Origin of the sequence: Ruminiclostridium papyrosolvens C7 (assembly GCF_000421965.1) — a bacterium.
GTDB lineage: Bacteria > Bacillota > Clostridia > Acetivibrionales > DSM-1351 > Ruminiclostridium > Ruminiclostridium papyrosolvens_A.
Genome location: NZ_ATAY01000020.1, coordinates 1 through 16,840, shown reverse-complemented (window position 1 = coordinate 16,840; position 16,840 = coordinate 1). Strand labels below are relative to the sequence as shown.

Annotated in this window: 17 protein-coding genes, 1 pseudogene and 1 other annotated feature; of the genes and pseudogenes, 5 read left to right on the top strand and 13 right to left on the bottom strand. The window is 36.7% G+C overall.

The window, feature by feature from the left end:
- Positions 1-121 precede the first annotated feature (121 nt).
- The 4 genes and pseudogenes from ftsA to murA all read right to left on the bottom strand — a co-directional run.
- Positions 122-1,366 (bottom strand): cell division protein FtsA, encoded by a 1,245-nt coding sequence (ftsA, locus tag L323_RS25060; RefSeq protein ID WP_020814395.1) that lies wholly within the window; start codon positions 1,364-1,366, stop codon positions 122-124.
- A gap of 52 nt (positions 1,367-1,418) precedes the next feature.
- Positions 1,419-1,781, bottom strand: coding sequence for a small basic family protein (locus L323_RS25055; protein ID WP_014313998.1), 363 nt, complete (start codon positions 1,779-1,781; stop codon positions 1,419-1,421).
- A gap of 36 nt (positions 1,782-1,817) precedes the next feature.
- A complete protein-coding gene (locus L323_RS25050) occupies positions 1,818-2,657 on the bottom strand; it encodes a cell division protein FtsQ/DivIB (protein ID WP_020814394.1) in 840 nt (279 codons plus the stop codon).
- 6 nt (positions 2,658-2,663) lie between these two features.
- A pseudogene (gene murA, locus L323_RS25045) lies at positions 2,664-3,587 on the bottom strand (UDP-N-acetylglucosamine 1-carboxyvinyltransferase); the annotation flags it as partial.
- A gap of 182 nt (positions 3,588-3,769) precedes the next feature.
- On the opposite strand from murA, the gene L323_RS25040 reads away from it, so the two are divergent.
- The 3 genes from L323_RS25040 (at position 3,770) to aroF (ending at position 7,363) form a co-directional block, all read left to right on the top strand.
- Positions 3,770-5,173, top strand: a complete 1,404-nt coding sequence (locus L323_RS25040; RefSeq protein WP_020814392.1) for a Mur ligase family protein — start codon at positions 3,770-3,772, stop codon at positions 5,171-5,173.
- Positions 5,174-5,175: 2 nt separating this feature from the next.
- A complete protein-coding gene (locus L323_RS25035) occupies positions 5,176-5,922 on the top strand; it encodes a type 1 glutamine amidotransferase (RefSeq protein WP_020814391.1) in 747 nt (248 codons plus the stop codon).
- Between the two features lie 73 nt (positions 5,923-5,995).
- Positions 5,996-6,249, top strand: a binding site (T-box leader).
- A gap of 100 nt (positions 6,250-6,349) precedes the next feature.
- Complete coding sequence (aroF, locus tag L323_RS25030; RefSeq protein ID WP_020814390.1) at positions 6,350-7,363, top strand: 3-deoxy-7-phosphoheptulonate synthase; 1,014 nt, start codon at positions 6,350-6,352, stop codon at positions 7,361-7,363.
- A 73-nt stretch (positions 7,364-7,436) separates the two neighbouring features.
- Here the strand turns inward: aroF and L323_RS25025 are convergent, their stop codons facing one another.
- From L323_RS25025 to L323_RS25000, 6 genes are read right to left on the bottom strand one after another with little or no spacing between them, the layout of a single operon-like run.
- Positions 7,437-7,784: a hypothetical protein gene (locus L323_RS25025; protein WP_020814389.1), complete on the bottom strand. Its 348-nt coding sequence runs from the start codon at positions 7,782-7,784 to the stop codon at positions 7,437-7,439.
- Between the two features lie 57 nt (positions 7,785-7,841).
- Positions 7,842-8,429 (bottom strand): lytic transglycosylase domain-containing protein, encoded by a 588-nt coding sequence (locus L323_RS25020; protein ID WP_020814388.1) that lies wholly within the window; start codon positions 8,427-8,429, stop codon positions 7,842-7,844.
- A complete protein-coding gene (coaE, locus tag L323_RS25015; protein WP_020814387.1) occupies positions 8,426-9,037 on the bottom strand; it encodes a dephospho-CoA kinase in 612 nt (203 codons plus the stop codon). The genes L323_RS25020 and coaE overlap by 4 nt, the downstream gene beginning before the upstream one ends.
- Positions 9,024-11,714 (bottom strand): DNA polymerase I, encoded by a 2,691-nt coding sequence (polA, locus tag L323_RS25010; RefSeq protein ID WP_020814386.1) that lies wholly within the window; start codon positions 11,712-11,714, stop codon positions 9,024-9,026. The genes coaE and polA overlap by 14 nt, the downstream gene beginning before the upstream one ends.
- Before the next feature lie 15 nt (positions 11,715-11,729).
- Positions 11,730-12,866: an anti-sigma factor family protein gene (locus tag L323_RS25005; RefSeq protein ID WP_020814385.1), complete on the bottom strand. Its 1,137-nt coding sequence runs from the start codon at positions 12,864-12,866 to the stop codon at positions 11,730-11,732.
- A gap of 20 nt (positions 12,867-12,886) precedes the next feature.
- Positions 12,887-13,483, bottom strand: a complete 597-nt coding sequence (locus tag L323_RS25000; protein ID WP_020814384.1) for an RNA polymerase sigma factor — start codon at positions 13,481-13,483, stop codon at positions 12,887-12,889.
- A gap of 248 nt (positions 13,484-13,731) precedes the next feature.
- Between L323_RS25000 and L323_RS24995 the strand changes: the two genes are divergently transcribed.
- Complete coding sequence (locus tag L323_RS24995; RefSeq protein ID WP_020814383.1) at positions 13,732-14,163, top strand: response regulator; 432 nt, start codon at positions 13,732-13,734, stop codon at positions 14,161-14,163.
- Here L323_RS24995 and L323_RS24990 read toward each other — a convergent pair.
- From L323_RS24990 to L323_RS24980, 3 genes are all read right to left on the bottom strand, one after another.
- Entirely contained in the window at positions 14,118-14,495 is a 378-nt protein-coding gene (locus tag L323_RS24990; protein WP_020814382.1) for a hypothetical protein, read from the bottom strand. The genes L323_RS24995 and L323_RS24990 overlap by 46 nt on opposite strands.
- Before the next feature lie 256 nt (positions 14,496-14,751).
- Positions 14,752-15,021, bottom strand: coding sequence for a spore coat protein (locus tag L323_RS24985; RefSeq protein WP_020814381.1), 270 nt, complete (start codon positions 15,019-15,021; stop codon positions 14,752-14,754).
- 12 nt (positions 15,022-15,033) lie between these two features.
- The gene (locus L323_RS24980) at positions 15,034-15,231 is read right to left on the bottom strand and encodes a hypothetical protein (RefSeq protein WP_020814380.1); all 198 of its coding nucleotides are present in this window, start codon (positions 15,229-15,231) and stop codon (positions 15,034-15,036) included.
- Between the two features lie 216 nt (positions 15,232-15,447).
- Here L323_RS24980 and L323_RS24975 point away from each other — a divergent pair, with 216 nt between their 5' ends.
- Positions 15,448-16,827, top strand: a complete 1,380-nt coding sequence (locus tag L323_RS24975) for a TrkH family potassium uptake protein (protein ID WP_020814379.1) — start codon at positions 15,448-15,450, stop codon at positions 16,825-16,827.
- The last annotated feature ends 13 nt before the right edge of the window (positions 16,828-16,840 follow it).

Below are 16,840 nucleotides of genomic sequence, written 5' to 3'. Positions count from 1 at the left end.
TTGATGTGTATATCTATTAAATTCAACGGAATAAATTGTCTTTTTTTATATATAGCGTAGAAAAACACATAATAATACTATATATTATAAAAACAAATTAGGCAAGTTTTGATTTTATTACCTAGTAAAAAAATTCTTTTAAGGCATTTAATGCCTTTTTAAAGAAAGAACTTTCTTTAGCTTTTTTTACAGGCTTTAAATCAGTTTTTTTACTGATAGAACTTGTTGTACTTGCTTCTCTTTCCTGTTTTCCTATATAACTGATTATACCGGCTGCGGTACAATGTTGCAGGCCTGATAAACTTCTTACCTTTGGCGATGCCACCCGTACAGGCATATTGAATAGCTCATTTGCAATTTGTACCGCTCCATCCATTGCAGATATTCCGTTTCCGGAAAGTACCACTCCTGCGCCGTAATTACCGGGACAATTTTTTTGAATCAGATCACAGCATATGCTGAACATCTCATAAACTCTTGCTTCAATTACTTCTATAATATCTGAAACCTTAATATTCTTTTTGAAACTCTCGCTGATATCGTTTACGGTTATATCCTGATCGAATTTAATAAGAGCTGTGGAGGCCAGTTGAAGTTGTCTTTTTATCTTTTCCGCTTCGGAATATGTAATTTTAAGAGCTATAGACAAGTCATTGGTTATGTGATCTCCACCAACAGGAATACATTTGTTCATAACCAGCATCTCATTTTTGAAAACACTTATCTCTGTTGAACCTCCTCCAACATCAATAAGCACTACTCCCATTTCCTTTTCGTCGGGTGCTAAAATGCATTCCCCAGCAGAAAAGCCTTCGGGTATTATCCCATCAACTTTCAATCCTGCTTTTTCCATACTTCTTACAATATTCTGTACTGAGATAATCTTTCCTATTACTACGTCAAAATCTCCCTCAAGTTTTGCTCCCTTCATACCTACAGGATCGGTGATGCCATCGTAACCGTCTACTATGTACTGTCTGGGAACAACATCAATAATCTCACTGCCCTCGGGTATATCCATAGAACCCGCAGAGTAAAGAAGTTTTTGTACATCGTTCCTTGAAATTTCCTTATTTTCGCTGGCAACAATAGTAAAATTTTTATAATTTTTAATATCCACATGCAATCCTGAAATATTTACGTAGGCAGTAACAACCTTGATTTCTGCCTGAGCTTCAGCCATTCTTACCGAACTTCTGATAGATGACGAAACCGCCTCAATATCTACAATGATTCCTTTTTTAACCCCTGTACAAGGATCAGTTCCTTTACCTAAGACCTCTACCTCGCCCATGCTGTTAATTTTTCCAATTACCGTACTTACTTTGGAAGTACCTATGTCAATTCCTACAATGATATCAGACACCGAACTGACCCCCTAAAAAGTGTATCTTTAGTACTTTACGTAACATTCTAATCTAAACATCCTCTTTTACTATATTATCTTTTTTAAACATTTTATTCAATAGATATCTTCTAATTAAAGCAAAGTTTAAGAAAAGTCTGTTACCAAAGGCAAAAATGGCTGCAAAGTATATCTGTATTCCCAGTTTGTCCCCAATATAAGCAAGACCTGCAGCAAGCAACGCATTTCCAAAAAACCCTGACAGGAATATTCTCATCTCAAATTTTTTGTTTATTGATGCAACTATACCACCAAAGACAGAGTCTAACGCAGCAAGTATTGCCACCGCTACATATGTAAAATACTCTGATGGTATCGTTATTGGTATAAACATGCCTGCAATTATTCCCAGAATTAATCCTAAAATCGGTATCATATTAACCTCCATGAGCCGCAGTAGTATGTATTTTAATTATTCAGCCGGAGCAAAGAACGGATACCTTCCAGTCGTAAAATCCAGTGTACCCTTTTGCTTGGCAGTAATATTATTAACAAATAACTGTCTGAAGAAACCTATTTTGTAATCCAAATCATCCATGTCACCAAACTTTACGGTAACCCTGTTTTCAAATATAGCTGTTACGGTACCGGGATCTGACATATTAACTGCTGTCAGCTTTCCGTATAGTTTCAGTTTAGAATCCTTATCATTCTTTGTAAGGGCATTACAAAAACTCATCAAGTCATTCAGTGTATCTTTATTCTTAAATTTTACCTCTTGTCCCAATTTAAAGCTATCCAACGAATTACCTATTATTTTGAAATATTTCTTTTTTTCATTCTGATTTGTAAGAACTTCCAGTGCGCACCCCTGTTTATCAATCAGCAGGCTTGTCCCTTTATTGTCAAGTATACAAAAAGGTGTTCTCTCCGTCACCTTTATTTTTATGGTCTTTGATAGGGAAGGTCTTATACTGATAGAGCTTATATACGGCATAGACATCGAAACTGCTTTTTCTTTGTCTCCAAACTTTAGTGTTAATAGATTCTTTGGTTTCTCTCCAAGCATTTTGAACACATTCTGACCTGTAACAAGCCCTGAACGCAAAATTATCTCATTGGCCTGATATTTTTTATTCCCAGTAACCTTTATGTTATCTACTACAAAAATTGAAGATCTGGCAAATAAAACAACTGCCGTCACAATCAAAACAAATGTAAATAACTTTTTCAGCCTTCTTATTTTAAATCTGTATTTTTTTTTCTTTTTATCATTAGTTGTTTTTAAATTTTTCTTTTGACTATTATTCATTCGCTTTTATACCCTTATAATTTTTGCACCTAAAGCAGACAGTTTATCTTCTATCTTGTAGTAGCCTCTGTCAATATGCTCAAGGCCTGTAATTATAGTTTCTCCTTTTGCTGCTAATCCGGCAAGAACCAAAGCCGCACCCCCGCGTAAATCTCTTGCTGTCACCTGTGCACCGTTAAGACCGTCAACACCTTTTATTACAGCGACACGACTGTCTATTCTGATGTTTGCACCCATCTTTAAAAGTTCGTCAACGTGTTTGTATCTGCTTTCAAATATTGTCTCAATTATAATACTGGTACCTTTACATATTGACAGCAATGTCATCAGCTGTGCCTGCATATCCGTTGGAAATCCCGGATAAGGCAACGTTCGTACAACTTCAACTGCATCCAACCTTGTTCCGGCACTTACCTGAATGTCATTCCTTTTTATGGAGATCTGACAACCTATATCCCTTAAAACCGATGCAATTGATATTATATGTTCCGGTATAATGTTCTTTATTGTTACATTGCCGCCTGTAATAGCGGCTGCAACCATATATGTACCCGTAATTATCCTGTCTGGAATTACAGTATGCTCAACATTGTTCGGTTTTTTCTCAAGGCCTTTAATTCTTATTACGCTTGATCCTGCTCCGGTTACCTTTGCACCGATTTTTTGAAGGAAGTTCTGTAAATCTACAATCTCCGGCTCTTTTGCTGCGTTTCTGATAATAGTCTCTCCCTGTGCATAAACAGCAGCTATCATGCTATTCTCCGTTGCACCTACACTGGGATAATCAAGGTAAATGTCGCATCCCTTCAGTCCATCTGACTCGCATAATATGTAACCGCCGCTAATATCATCTATTTTTGCACCAAGGCTTCTTAATGCTTTCAAATGTAAATCAATAGGTCTTGGGCCTAATTCACAACCACCTGATTGTGTTACTCTGCTGGCACTATGCTTTTATAATTATATCATAACGTAATATTACCCATCAATGAGATATAAAACATAAGAAATTTGTTAAAAATCAAAATAGTATATATAAAAGCAAACTCAAGATGATATAATGTTTACTAAAAGTTATTTATTTTTGGTCTTAAAATTACTTAGGAGAATATATGAACTTCAGAAAAATACTGACAATAATAATATCCAAATTAACCATAAGAATACTCAGAATACTGAAAAAAGGCGGTACAACCTTACCCGGCAAGGTTGCGTTCAAATTGTATCCCGATATTCTAAAATCAATAGCAAAAGACTTTGAAATAATCATGGTTACGGGAACTAACGGTAAGACAACAACTTCCAGAATTATTGAAGAGATTCTAAAAAACAATAATGTTGATTACATAACCAACAAATCAGGTGCAAATTTATTAAGCGGTATAACTACAACTTTTATACAGGCGGTTTCTCCCTTGGGTAAGCCCAAACACAAGACAGCTCTTATTGAAAGTGATGAGGCGGCATTTAATCAGGTTACAAAGCATCTCCAACCGAAGTCTGTGGTAGTTACCAACTTTTTCAGAGACCAGTTGGACCGATACGGAGAACTCTATTCTACATTGAATGCTGTTAAATCGGGTTTGGACAGGCTGGATGAAAAAACTACCCTTATACTGAATGCCGACGATTCAATGTGTGCATCTCTTGGGCATGAAACTGAGAAGCCTGTATTTTACTACGGTTTCGGTGAAACTGCCAGTCAGCAGAGTCTTGAAAATATCAATACTGATGCTATGTTCTGTATTTTCTGCAAAGGAAAATACCAGTACAAAAACCATGTATATGGTCATTTAGGCGGATTCTATTGCCCGGAATGCGGATATTCAAGACCTGCGGCAGACCTTGAGTGTATTGGTATTGAAGAAGCCGAAAGCAGCTATACAACCATCAAGTGGAAATATTCAAAGGCGTTAGGCACCGACGAGGCTGAACATACAACCCGGATTAATCTTCCCGGCCTTTATAATGTATACAATGCAATGGCGGCAGCAACCTGTGGCCTTTCCCTTGTATATAGTCACGAAACGGTGCAAAAGGCTGTGGAATCCTTTGAATGCGGCTTCGGCAGAATGGAAACCATCAATGTTGGAGATAAATTAATAAAATTAATCCTTGTGAAAAATCCTACAGGGTTTAATCAGGTGCTTAACTTTCTTACCCTTGACAGTCAGCCCCTGAATATAGCCTTTCTTATTAATGACAAGTTGGCTGATGGAACAGACATTTCTTGGCTGTGGGATGTTGATTTTGAACACCTTAATACTGCAGATGACAGAATCGTCAATCTCATAACCTCCGGTATACGAGGTGAGGATATGGCTGTACGTCTTAAATATAGCGGCCTCGATACAAAGAAAATCAGAATTATAAAAGATTATCAGAGGGTTATTGATGAGGGACTAAGAGCTGTTGCTGCCGGAGGATGTTTTTATATCCTGCCTACTTACACAGCTATGTTGGATATCAGAGGTATTTTAAAGAAAAAGTTTAACTTAAAGGAGTTCTGGAAATAGATATGTATCAATTAAAAATTTGTCATTTATACCCTGATCTTTTAAATACTTACGGTGACATGGGAAACATACTTTCTCTTAAAAGGCGTGCTCAGTGGCGCGGTATAGATGTATCAGTAACCAATGTCACAATCGGAGACAGCTTCGATTCGCAAGAGTACGATATTGTTTTTCTCGGAGGAGGACAGGATTACGAGCAGGAGATTATCCAAAACGATGTACTGACCCAGAAGGGAGCCGAGATCAAAAACGCAGTGGAAGGCAGTAAGGTATTCCTATGTATCTGCGGAGGATATCAACTCATGGGAAAATACTATAAGACCTGGGACGGAAAAGAGCTTGAATACTTGGGTGCACTTGATTTATGGACAATCGGCGGTAAAGAAAGAATGATAGGAAATATTGTATTTGAAAGCGAACTGATTTCAGATAATGGCTCACCTCTCAAAATTGTAGGATTTGAGAATCATTCGGGACGTACTTATCTGGGTGATAATGTTCGTCCTTTGGGAAAAGTTCTTTCAGGCAATGGTAATAATGGTACGGATGGGTTTGAAGGTGCTGTTTACAAAAACGTTTATTGCTCCTACTCACATGGAAGCCTCTTGCCAAAAAACCCGCATCTGGCAGATCATCTGATATCTATAGCTTTAAAGCAAAAGTACGATGAATTTGATGGCCTTAATCAGTTGGAAGATGCTTTTGAGAATGCAGCAAGAGTTACCATGATACAAAGGATATTAAAATAATTATAACTCATAAAAAAACCATTGACTTTTGATTATAGTGCATGTTACTATATTTCTAATACAATATTTGTAAGTAAATGTGATGAATGGGAAAAGTAGACTATACGAGTCTTTAAAGCGAGCAGTGGTCTGGTGGAAGCATTGCAGGATAGTATTTTTGAAGTTCTCCCATGAACAGTTGGCTGAACCTTTTATGTAGGTCATACCGGGTCTTTCCCGTTACAGGAAGAAGTGTATCGGAAATTTCATTTGTTTTCCCGTACATGATTAAGTGGGTTTTTACCAATTTGGGTGGTACCGCGTAGGCTATAAGTCTTCGTCCCTTGTTTATAGGGATGAGGACTTTTTTATTTTCTAAAACCCTGAAATGCTAACTAGTTTACTTGAGACATTTGTATTAAAAATTTAATTTGTGGAGGGTTAAGTTATGATTATTGTAATGAAGCAAAGTGCGACTGTAAAGGACATTGAGAACGTTGAAAGCAGGCTGCTTGATCTGGGTTTTAAAACCCATCCCATTCACGGAGATATAAAAACGGTAATCGGTGCAATCGGTGATAAAAGGCTTCTTAATGTTCACGCTATATCCCAGATGCAAGGTGTAGAAACACTCGTCCCAATTATGAAACCGTATAAACTTGCAGGTAATGAACTTCAGCATACACCAACAGTTATAGACATCGGCGGTGTTAAAATAGGCGGTGAAGAAATTGTTGTTATGGCCGGGCCGTGTGCAATAGAGAATGAAAAGGACTTTGTTGATACTGCAATCAGTGTAAAAAATAGCGGTGCTAAAATCCTTAGAGGCGGTGCTTTCAAGCCGAGAAGTTCTCCATATGCATTTCAAGGGCTTGAAGAGGATGGCCTTAAAATAATGGTTGCAGGCCGTGACGCCACCGGTCTTAAAATGGTTACTGAGGTTGTGGATACCAGAGATGTAGAACTTGTAAATAAATATACAGATATATTCCAGATAGGCGCAAGAAACATGCAGAATTTCAGGTTATTAAGTGAAGTGGGCATGACTCGTAAGCCTGTACTTTTAAAAAGAGGGTTGTCAGCCACTATTGAAGAATGGCTTATGGCTGCTGAATATATAATAGCAGAAGGAAATCATGAAGTTATTCTTTGCGAAAGGGGTATACGTACTTTTGAAACAATGACAAGAAATACACTTGATTTAAGTGCAATCCCTGCTATTAAAGATGTTTCCCATCTTCCGGTTGTTGTTGACCCCAGCCATGCCACCGGTAACTGGAAGTATGTCCCTGCACTTGCAAAAGGGGCAATAGCTACCGGTGCAGACGGTCTTATAATTGAGGTTCATCCCAATCCACCGTGTGCATTGTGCGATGGTCCTCAATCACTAAGGCCAGAGAGATTCAAAAGCCTTATGGATGAATTAAGATTAGTGGCTCAGGCAGTACAAAGAACCATTTAATCAGTACCAAAAAAGGAAAGCTACTGTTAGAATCAGAGCTTTCCTTTTTATTTTGTTGTATATTTCGTATATTCTAAACTATGTATTCCAAGTCGGCAGGTTTATATGTAATATCGTCATCCCCATTAAAAATAATCTGCATACATTCAACGCCATCGCAATTGAGCTTATCCAATTCATTTAGTTTCAGGTACACTAGCGTGTTTTCAGATATTTTTATGTTTATTCTGTCGAATATCTCCTTTTGCAAAATATCAATTATAGTCTTGATATTATCAACTGCCGAATGCATTGACTTTGACTCGATAAGAACAGGTATTCTGGAATTTGTAGGACTTAACAGCTTTACGTGAAGTATTCCGGGGTCAATAACATTTTGTGTAGGATATAGCAAATCTCTCTCAAATAGAAGTGAATTCATATGGCTTGCACCCTCCTAATCAGATAGTACATTTTTCCTTACACTATAAAAATATCACTATTTGTCATCATCGTAAAGCTTTTTATACATTTTATAGTATTTTTGTATTCTTGTAACATAATTTTCTGTTTCTTCAAATGGTATTATACTAAGACTCTTTCCGTCATGACTTTTTTCAGGATCTTTCAGCCATTTAGAAACATTACCGCTGCCTGCGTTGTAAGCAGCCAGTGCTACCACAGTGTCATTGTCAAACTGTTTTAACAAATTTGACAGATACCAGCAGCCAATTTTTATATTGGTTTCGGGTTCAAGGAGCATACTTTTTTCAAACTCATTAATGCCTGCCTTTTTAGCAGCCCACTCCCCTGTGCTATCCATTATCTGCATAAGGCCCTTGGCTTCTCTGGGAGAAACTGCCTGAGAATTAAAACCGCTTTCTGCTTTTATAACAGCATAAACCATATAGTTATCCAGCTTATATTGCCTGGCATATTTTTCTACATACTCCGTGTATTCCAAAGGATATAAATATTCTAAAACATACCGTGAAGCAAATATTCCAACTGCTGCTATTATAACCAGTGTGATTAACACACCTAATATTTTTAAACCACCTTTTTTCTTTTTCCTCAAAGAAATCACCTTAACAGCCTTGCAAACTGACTTTCCACTTCTTGTCTAAGGGTCGTCACATCATCATTATTATTGATAACTTTATTTGCGATACTTAAATATTCCTCATCAGAAATCTGGGATTGAATTCTTGAAACAGCTTCCTCATAGGTCATACCGTTTCTCTTCATTATTCTTTTAACCCTTATTTCCATAAGCGCAAAAACCGTCCAAACCTCATCACACAAATCAAGAAAACCGTTTTTAATAGGAATGGGTGCATCAATAACAATAACTTTTGTCTGTTTTAGCAGCTGTTCTTCCACATTTTCTTTTATTTTTTGGGCAACATATTTATGCACAATACTGTTCAAAATCCTGAGTTTGTATTCATCGCTAAACACTCTAGCCGCCAGTTCTTTGCGTTTAAGCTGTCCCCAATCATCAAGTATATCCTTACCGAACTCCTGTGTCAACTCCTCTAAGGCCATTTTCCCGGGCTCTACGACCTCTCTGCTTATCACATCTGCATCAATTACAACAGCGCCAAGTTCTTTGAGAATACTGCTTACTGTACTTTTTCCACTCCCTATTCCGCCTGTTACCCCTAAAATAATTGATTTCCTATTTTGTTTCATACCAACTATCCCCATGTTTTACATCTACTGTTAAAGGTACTTTTAATTGTACGGCATTTTCCATACAATCCTTTAACAATTTTGATACCTCTTCCAATTCAGATCTTTCTGTTTCTACAATCAATTCATCATGAACCTGTAGAATAAGTTTTGACTTGAGCCTTCTCTTTTTCAGTTCATTATAAACCTTTACCATGGATATTTTTATAATATCTGCCGCACTTCCCTGAATAGGCGTATTCATTGCAACACGCTCTCCAAAGGAACGCATGTTAAAATTACTGGATTTAAGCTCAGGAAGATACCTTCTTCTGTTGTAAAGAGTTGTCACAAACCCAAATTCTTTGCCTTTTTCAACAGTATCACTCATGTACTCCTTAACCTTGGAATACTTGTCAAGATAGTCATCTATATATTGTCGAGCTTCCTTTTTTGTTACCCCGATATCTTTTGAAAGGCTGAAATCCCCTATTCCGTAAACTATTCCAAAATTAACGGCTTTCGCCCTTGACCTCATTAACGATGATACCTCTTCCGGCGGTATTCCAAATACCTTTGAAGCAGTAGTAGTATGAATGTCCTCGTTTTTTAAGAAGGCTTCTATCATGTTAGGATCATCTGTTATATGTGCAAGTACTCTTAGTTCTATCTGTGAATAATCTGCATCCAGCAGTACATAATCTTGGTTGGTGGGAATAAATACCTTTCGTATTTTTCTTCCCATTTCTAATTTAACTGGTATATTTTGCAAATTAGGCTCGGTACTGCTGATTCTTCCTGTTGCCGTCACTGTCTGGTTAAAGTTTGAATGAATCTTACCATCCTGCTCCAATACAGACAAAAGTCCATCCGCATATGTTGACTTAAGTTTCATCAGCTGTCTGTATTCAAGAATTCTTTCGACTATTTCATGCTTGTAGGAAAGCTGTTCCAGTACCTCTGCATTTGTTGAATATCCTGTTTTCGTTTTCTTTCCAACAGGCAGTCCCAGTTTTTCAAAAAGTATTACGCCCAGCTGTTTTGGAGAATTTATATTAAAGGTCTCTCCTGCCTGCATGTATATTTCATTTTCCAGTATTACAAGTCTTGAATCCATTTCCTTTGAATATGCTTTCAAGCCTTCAACGTCAACTTTGAAACCCCTTAGCTCCATATCAGCCAGTACCTCAACAAGAGGTAATTCTATTTTATAGTAAAGTTCATCCTGACCATTATCCCTTATAATAGGCCTCAGCTTCTGTGTCAGCCCAAATATGGCATTTACCGCCGCAGCACAAACCTCAGATGAACTTACATCCTGTCCCTGATCAAGTCTTTTGCCATGTTTGTCATACAAAACTTCAACGGGGGTTATGCTCTGCTCTAGTTTATCTTCAGACAACTCAGAAACTGTGTAAGTGCTTCTGGTAGGTTCAAGTATATATGCTGCTATAAAAGTATCAAATACTACATTTTCAAACTCTATTCCATGAGACTTGAGATACTTGTATAAATTTTTTAAATCATGTCCGTATTTTTCAATATCCTTACTCTCCAATATTTCACGAAGTTCATTAATGGCCGTTTCACAGGTTAATTTTTCGGAGAAAATGATATTTGCTGGTGCGTATTCTTCATTACAGGCAAAAATACACAAATCATCCAGGTAACTGCCTGTAGGGTCAACGTGATAATACACCGATATCATACCGCTGAGCTTGATTACACTAATATATGATTGTAGTTCACTTACGGAATGAACATCCACATGTTCAATTTTTAAAGCTTCAGTTGCTTCTACAAAAGGTGTATTTTCCAGACCGAACTTTTCTATAAGTGTCTTAAATTCCAGCCGTTTGAAGATACTATATAATGCTTCTTTGTCAATTTCTGTCCTTGCAAAACTACTTATATTCTCCACACCGGGAACTTTTCTGAATATAGTAGCCAGCCTTTTACTCATAAAAGCAAGCTCTTTGTTATTCTCCAGTTTTTCACGGACGCCCTTCTTCTCTACTTTATCTAAATTTTCATATAATTCTTCTAAAGAGTTAAACTTCTTAATCAGATCAAGTGCAGTTTTTTCACCTATACCGGGTACTCCCGGAATGTTGTCCGATGCATCCCCCATAAGCCCTTTTACGTCTATAAGCTGGCCCGGTGTTACTCCGTATTTCTCTATAACCTTATCATAATCATACTGATCTGTTTCGGTTTTATTTCCCCTTGTTACAGGAAGCTTTATTCTTGTATGGCAAGAAGCCAGCTGTAATGAATCCCTGTCACCGGTTAATAGTATCGTTTCCATTCCCTGCTTTTCAGCGTACGATGAAACAGTTCCCAGTATATCGTCAGCTTCAAACCCTTCCACTTCGACCCTTGCAATGTTCATAGCATCTAACACCTGTTTTATGATGGGAACCTGAACTGCCAACTCATTTGGCATTCCCTTTCTTTGAGCCTTGTATTGGTCATACTCCTTATGCCTGAAGGTAGGAGCTTTTAAATCAAAGGCTACACAAACATACCTTGGATTTTCATCCTGAAGATATTTTGAAAGTATGTTTATGAACCCAAAAACCGCATTTGTATATAATCCCTCGGACGTTGTAAGCATGGCTGCTCTGCTTAGTCCGTAAAAAGCTCTGTTTAGTATACTGTTACCGTCTACAACTAAAATTTTGTCTTCCGAATTCATTTGTGCCTCCGCTAATTATCTATCTGCAAAAAATATTCTTACCGTTATCATACCACTATTCTTTACAATCTCATCCAACTTTTGCGATAAATCATTTCTTTCTTTTTCCAGAGTTAAAGTATTTTCACCTTTTATTTCCATATCACTAATTTTTTGGGTCAATTCATCTCTCTGTTTCTCAAGTTCTTTATATTTCTCACTAATATTTTCTTTTGTCACAGGTAGCTTTATGCTAATGTCCAGATTATATTTATCATTAGCCAACTGCTGAATTTTAGTAAATGATTCTAATGGAATTACATAATCAACATAATTTTTTTGAGCCATAATAACTACAGTTTTGTCATCAGTAGTTAGCTCCTGGCCTCCCAACTCTGACATTAAGCCCTTTAAGGCTTCATCTTCATTTTCTTTATCCTTAGTTGCCGAATTTAAAGTCATTTCCGCTGTATTTGAAAAAAACTGCATGGGGGCAGTATCTTCAGCAACTTTTATTTTGTATACTGACCCAGTTTTCTCTTTTGATTCTCCATCCGTTTTTTTCGTACTTTGACTTGACTTTAATACTGCTTTATTTTCACCTTTTTCCTCAAAAACTCTTTTTTCCGGGTAATCTTTTTCTGTACTCCTGCTGTTGTCGGCTGTCAGTTTGTCGGATGATGGTTGGCTTTCATTATTATTATTCTCTTGGGCACTAAATTTCTGTACTGATTCCTGTTTGGAAATAGCAGAATCCTTTGCACTATCCTCAGCAGAATTAGAAGCAGTTATACCTGTAGAAATACCGGCGGCCTGCTTGTTTAAATCTGTATGGGGAAGCATACTGTATGCCAGTAGAGATATTAACAGTACAGCAGCCGTTGACAGCCCCGCAATTAGCTTTTTATTATATATAAACAACCTGCCTTTATTTTCTTTTTTATTTTCCGCAACTTCTACCAGCCTGTCATGGAGGGAAGACGAAAAATTCTGTGGCAGCTTTATATCGCCACTTTCTCTGCACAACTCTGCCACAGCTAAAGCTTCCTTGACCTTTTGAGAACATTTACCGCACTCATTTATATGCTTTTCAAATTCTATTTTTATTGCCTCTTCAAGCATATCGTCAATATATAAAGATACATAGTAATCTGATTCCTTGCAAAAATCCATATCAATTCCCTCCTTTCACTTTATTTGACGTAATCGGTAAATAAATGTTCCTTATCCTTGCACAATAATTCCCTTAGTTCGTTTCTGGCCCTGCTGATTCTTGATTTCACAGTGCCTACAGGAATTTTCATTGTATCCGATATTTCATCATAACTAAGTCCCATAAAATCACGGAGTATGATAACCAAGCGGTTTTTTTCGTTCATTTTATCCATGGCTTCTTTTATGGCCTGTTTCTGCGCATTGGTCTCTGCTACTTTTTCCGGCCCCGGATTATCTGAAACCAGACTGTCTTTAAGCTTTAAATCCTCAAAAGTGCTCTGCTCTATGGAGACTACTTTCTTTTTCTTGTTTTTTCTAATAAAATCCAGACATACATTGGTTGCAATTCTGTAAAGCCACGTAGATATGGCACAATTCCCCTTAAAGTCCTTTATGTACTTGAAAGCCTTTATAAATGTCTCCTGAGCCTGTTCATATGCATCTTCGGTGTTATTGAGCATCCTGTAGCAAATACTGTAGACTTTTGAATAGTATACAGCCGTAAGCTCCTCAAATGCCCCGGTGTCCCCGTTGCGTGCCTTGTGCAACAAGTTGTTTTCATTTATTGTTTCCATATTTTAGATCCTTACTTTTTTTATAGATCTGAAATGCCATTTTACCCAATAGCCCATAATATTGCAAGCCTTCATATATTCAAAACAATTATACCATAATTATGTACAACAAAAATGTAACTTTAAATTCATCATTTTGTATAATATTTACAACCTTTTATTTTAAATTATAATATTGGAGGTATTTTGTATTCTATATCGAATACTGTACTGGAAACAAAATACAAATACATAAGAAGGAGTCTGCTATGATTAGTACTATTCTTGTAACTGATGATAATATCCTGGACAATGCAATACTACGAAATTATCTTTACAAAGAACGTGTTAATATAGTTTCAGTCCTTAATGGACGAGAAGCTCTGGATATGGTAGAAAGCAGAAATGTTGATGTTATAATACTTGATTTGGTAATGCCAGTTTTAGATGGATTTGGGTTTCTTGAGGAATTTTGCAAAACGAATTCTTATAAGGAAATACCGGTAATAATTGCATCCACCATAGAGATGGATCAAATTGAAAAAGTGTTGAATTACGATATTTATGATTTTATTCCAAAACCAATTAATAAGATTAACAGAATGGTGGTAGTAAATAAGGTTAGAAAAGCTATACAATTCAGAAAAATGATACGTCAACTTAAATTACTTGAATCCAAAGTAACACACTCACCCGGATAGCTTATAGTCACTTTTCCTTCTCTAGCCAGTAAAGGACCCATTAATATTATTGAACATCTCATTTCTGCGGCGAGATGTTCGGGAACCTCTGTAGAAGTTAATGTTGTTGAATCCACAGTCACGACGTTATCTTCTACTTTTACTTTGCAACCGATAGTTCTTAAAATTTCAATTATAACTTCCACGTCCTTAAACATGGGACAATTCTTGATTACATTCTCGCCACGATTAAGAATTGTAGCAGCTAATATTGGTAAAACAGCGTTTTTGGCACCCTCAATTTCTATTTCACCTTTTAATTTTTTACCTCCCGTGACTATTATTTTGCTCATAATAAAAAACACCTCCGTCATTCCGGGACATTGTTGATATTTGTAATGTCACTTTTTCTCACTCCTATTTAAAAGTTAATTATAATAGTTTTATCTCGAAATATATGAAGCTTATAATAGCCCTATATAAAAAATTAAAATACAGATATTTAAACCTCTATCCCTGCAATATCAGTTTATGCGTATGTGAATAAAGTGTTACTCATGTTTAAATTACAATACAAGGCAGGCTGCTGCCTGCCTTGTATTGTTTTTTTTATCCCATCTGGGATTCTATGCCCTTAACCTTCTGCTGTGCTTGTGAAATCTCCTGCTGGTTTGCATTTTGTACAGAATACCAGCCTTTTTGGGACATCATATCAAAAACATGCTTCTGTTCATCAAAAGTTCTGGTCAATATGCTCTTTACATCGTTTCTAAGAGACGGATTGGAACTTTCCAGAATCAAATTTGTTAATGATGATGCAGCAAGCTTTCTTTCATTTAAAATAGATGCCATTATTTCCTTATCAGTTAATTCTGCCATATTCTACACCTCCTATTGTTGACCTGCTGTGTTTATGTGCTTCATCAAAAGCTGTAAGCCATTCTTCTCTTCACTAGCCAATTGGTTGCAAAGATTCTTTATCTGGCTGTCATTTGCCAGTTGTGCGCAACCTTGTAAATACTTTATGTTGTTTTCACACATACTGATATTATCCTGAATCAGCATCAGTTCTTTACTTGTAAGTGGCATGTCAATCCTCCCTTTTACCTTGTAAAATTGTTCAACTTAATATAAGTCGAACTTAAATGTTATTTTATACAAATATAAATATCATATTCTTAATTAATAATAATCATAGATAAAAATCTCTTACTAAAGATGATAATTGATAAAATGGCTAATTTATGGTAGTCTATTTAATTAGACATAATGTACAAAAATATAAATAAAGTGGGTACTAACTAAATGGAAAAGAGAAAATTAAAAAATAAGGAACATCATCTGTTAAATATTGCTCCATCAAAGCTCTTGGTTTTAAGTTTCGCAGTTTTGATACTTACAGGGGCCGTACTTTTGTCAATGCCGTTTTCCAGCAGGTCGGGAGAATGGACACCTTTTATTAATGCTCTGTTTACCTCTACCTCGGCGTCATGCATAACAGGTCTTGTAGTTTATGATACCTATACTTACTGGTCCACTACAGGTCAAATAATAATATTAACATTGATTCAAGTGGGTGCTTTAGGAATTATTACTCTGGCAACCTTCTTTTCGTTGTTATTAAAGAAAAAAGTGGGCTTAAAAGGGATGCTTATTGCTCAGGAATCCATTAATGCCTTCAGGTACGATGAAGTTCTGCGGCTTGTCAGAAGAATTGTAACTACTACCCTGCTGGTTGAAACAATTGGGGCAATTTTATTGTCTATTAGTTTTGTGCCAAAGTTCGGTGCCTTTGGCTTTTATATGAGTGTTTTTCACTCTGTTTCCGCCTTCTGTAATGCCGGCTTTGACATAACTAGCGGTGCCATTAACGGCAAATTCCTCAGCATTACCCCTTTTAACAACGACCCCATAGTAATATATACTATTTCAGGCCTGATAATAGTTGGAGGACTTGGATTTACGGTTTGGAGAGATTTGTATGAGTTCAGAAAAAACAAAGCACTCCTCTTTCATACAAAACTGGTGCTTGTTATAACTGCTCTACTTTTGGTATCCGGTACTCTTTTTTTCTTCGCAAACGAATATAGCAATCCTAAAACACTGGGACCTATGAACTTTTTGGAGAAAATTAACGCAGCCTTTTTTCAATCGACAGCAGCCAGAACCGCAGGCTTTAATTCAATTAATCTTGCCGATATGAAAGAGATATCAAAGGTATTCACAGTATTCCTTATGTTTGTAGGTGCTGCCCCCGGCTCCACAGGAGGTGGTATAAAGGTTACTACATTTGGTGCAGTGATGATTGCTGTTTTTTCACAAATAAAAGGCTCCGGGGATGTAGTTCTTTTTAAGAGAAAATTGCACCAGCACACAGTAAACAAGGCACTTTCAATAACAGGATTAAGTGCTATTCTTGTAGTAATAATTACCACTGCCATTGTTACAATCCAAAGCAATTTCCATGTATTGGACATACTATATGAGACAACTTCTGCTTTTGGTACAGTCGGATTAACTCTTGGCCCGACGCCATTACTGAATACCGCAAGCAAAGCGCTCATTATTCTAACAATGTTTTTGGGAAGGGTCGGCCCTTTATCCTTTGCTGTAGCATTGACACTGAAGTCCTCCAAAAGAACTTCCGACATTGTTTATCCAGAAGCCAAGATACTTGTAGGATAAAAAAATAACCGTT

Excerpts from the sequence above, each read along its gene's own strand:
- L323_RS25055 (WP_014313998.1), bottom strand. The coding sequence starts at position 1,781 with ATGATACCGATTTTAGGATTAATTCTGGGAATAATTGCAGGCATGTTT.
- L323_RS25050 (WP_020814394.1), bottom strand. The coding sequence starts at position 2,657 with ATGAATAATAGTCAAAAGAAAAATTTAAAAACAACTAATGATAAAAAG.
- L323_RS25040 (WP_020814392.1), top strand. The coding sequence starts at position 3,770 with ATGAACTTCAGAAAAATACTGACAATAATAATATCCAAATTAACCATA.
- L323_RS25035 (WP_020814391.1), top strand. The coding sequence starts at position 5,176 with ATGTATCAATTAAAAATTTGTCATTTATACCCTGATCTTTTAAATACT.
- aroF (WP_020814390.1), top strand. The coding sequence starts at position 6,350 with ATGATTATTGTAATGAAGCAAAGTGCGACTGTAAAGGACATTGAGAAC.
- L323_RS25025 (WP_020814389.1), bottom strand. The coding sequence starts at position 7,784 with ATGAATTCACTTCTATTTGAGAGAGATTTGCTATATCCTACACAAAAT.
- coaE (WP_020814387.1), bottom strand. The coding sequence starts at position 9,037 with ATGAAACAAAATAGGAAATCAATTATTTTAGGGGTAACAGGCGGAATA.
- polA (WP_020814386.1), bottom strand. The coding sequence starts at position 11,714 with ATGAATTCGGAAGACAAAATTTTAGTTGTAGACGGTAACAGTATACTA.
- L323_RS25005 (WP_020814385.1), bottom strand. The coding sequence starts at position 12,866 with ATGGATTTTTGCAAGGAATCAGATTACTATGTATCTTTATATATTGAC.
- L323_RS25000 (WP_020814384.1), bottom strand. The coding sequence starts at position 13,483 with ATGGAAACAATAAATGAAAACAACTTGTTGCACAAGGCACGCAACGGG.
- L323_RS24995 (WP_020814383.1), top strand. The coding sequence starts at position 13,732 with ATGATTAGTACTATTCTTGTAACTGATGATAATATCCTGGACAATGCA.
- L323_RS24990 (WP_020814382.1), bottom strand. The coding sequence starts at position 14,495 with ATGAGCAAAATAATAGTCACGGGAGGTAAAAAATTAAAAGGTGAAATA.
- L323_RS24985 (WP_020814381.1), bottom strand. The coding sequence starts at position 15,021 with ATGGCAGAATTAACTGATAAGGAAATAATGGCATCTATTTTAAATGAA.
- L323_RS24980 (WP_020814380.1), bottom strand. The coding sequence starts at position 15,231 with ATGCCACTTACAAGTAAAGAACTGATGCTGATTCAGGATAATATCAGT.
- L323_RS24975 (WP_020814379.1), top strand. The coding sequence starts at position 15,448 with ATGGAAAAGAGAAAATTAAAAAATAAGGAACATCATCTGTTAAATATT.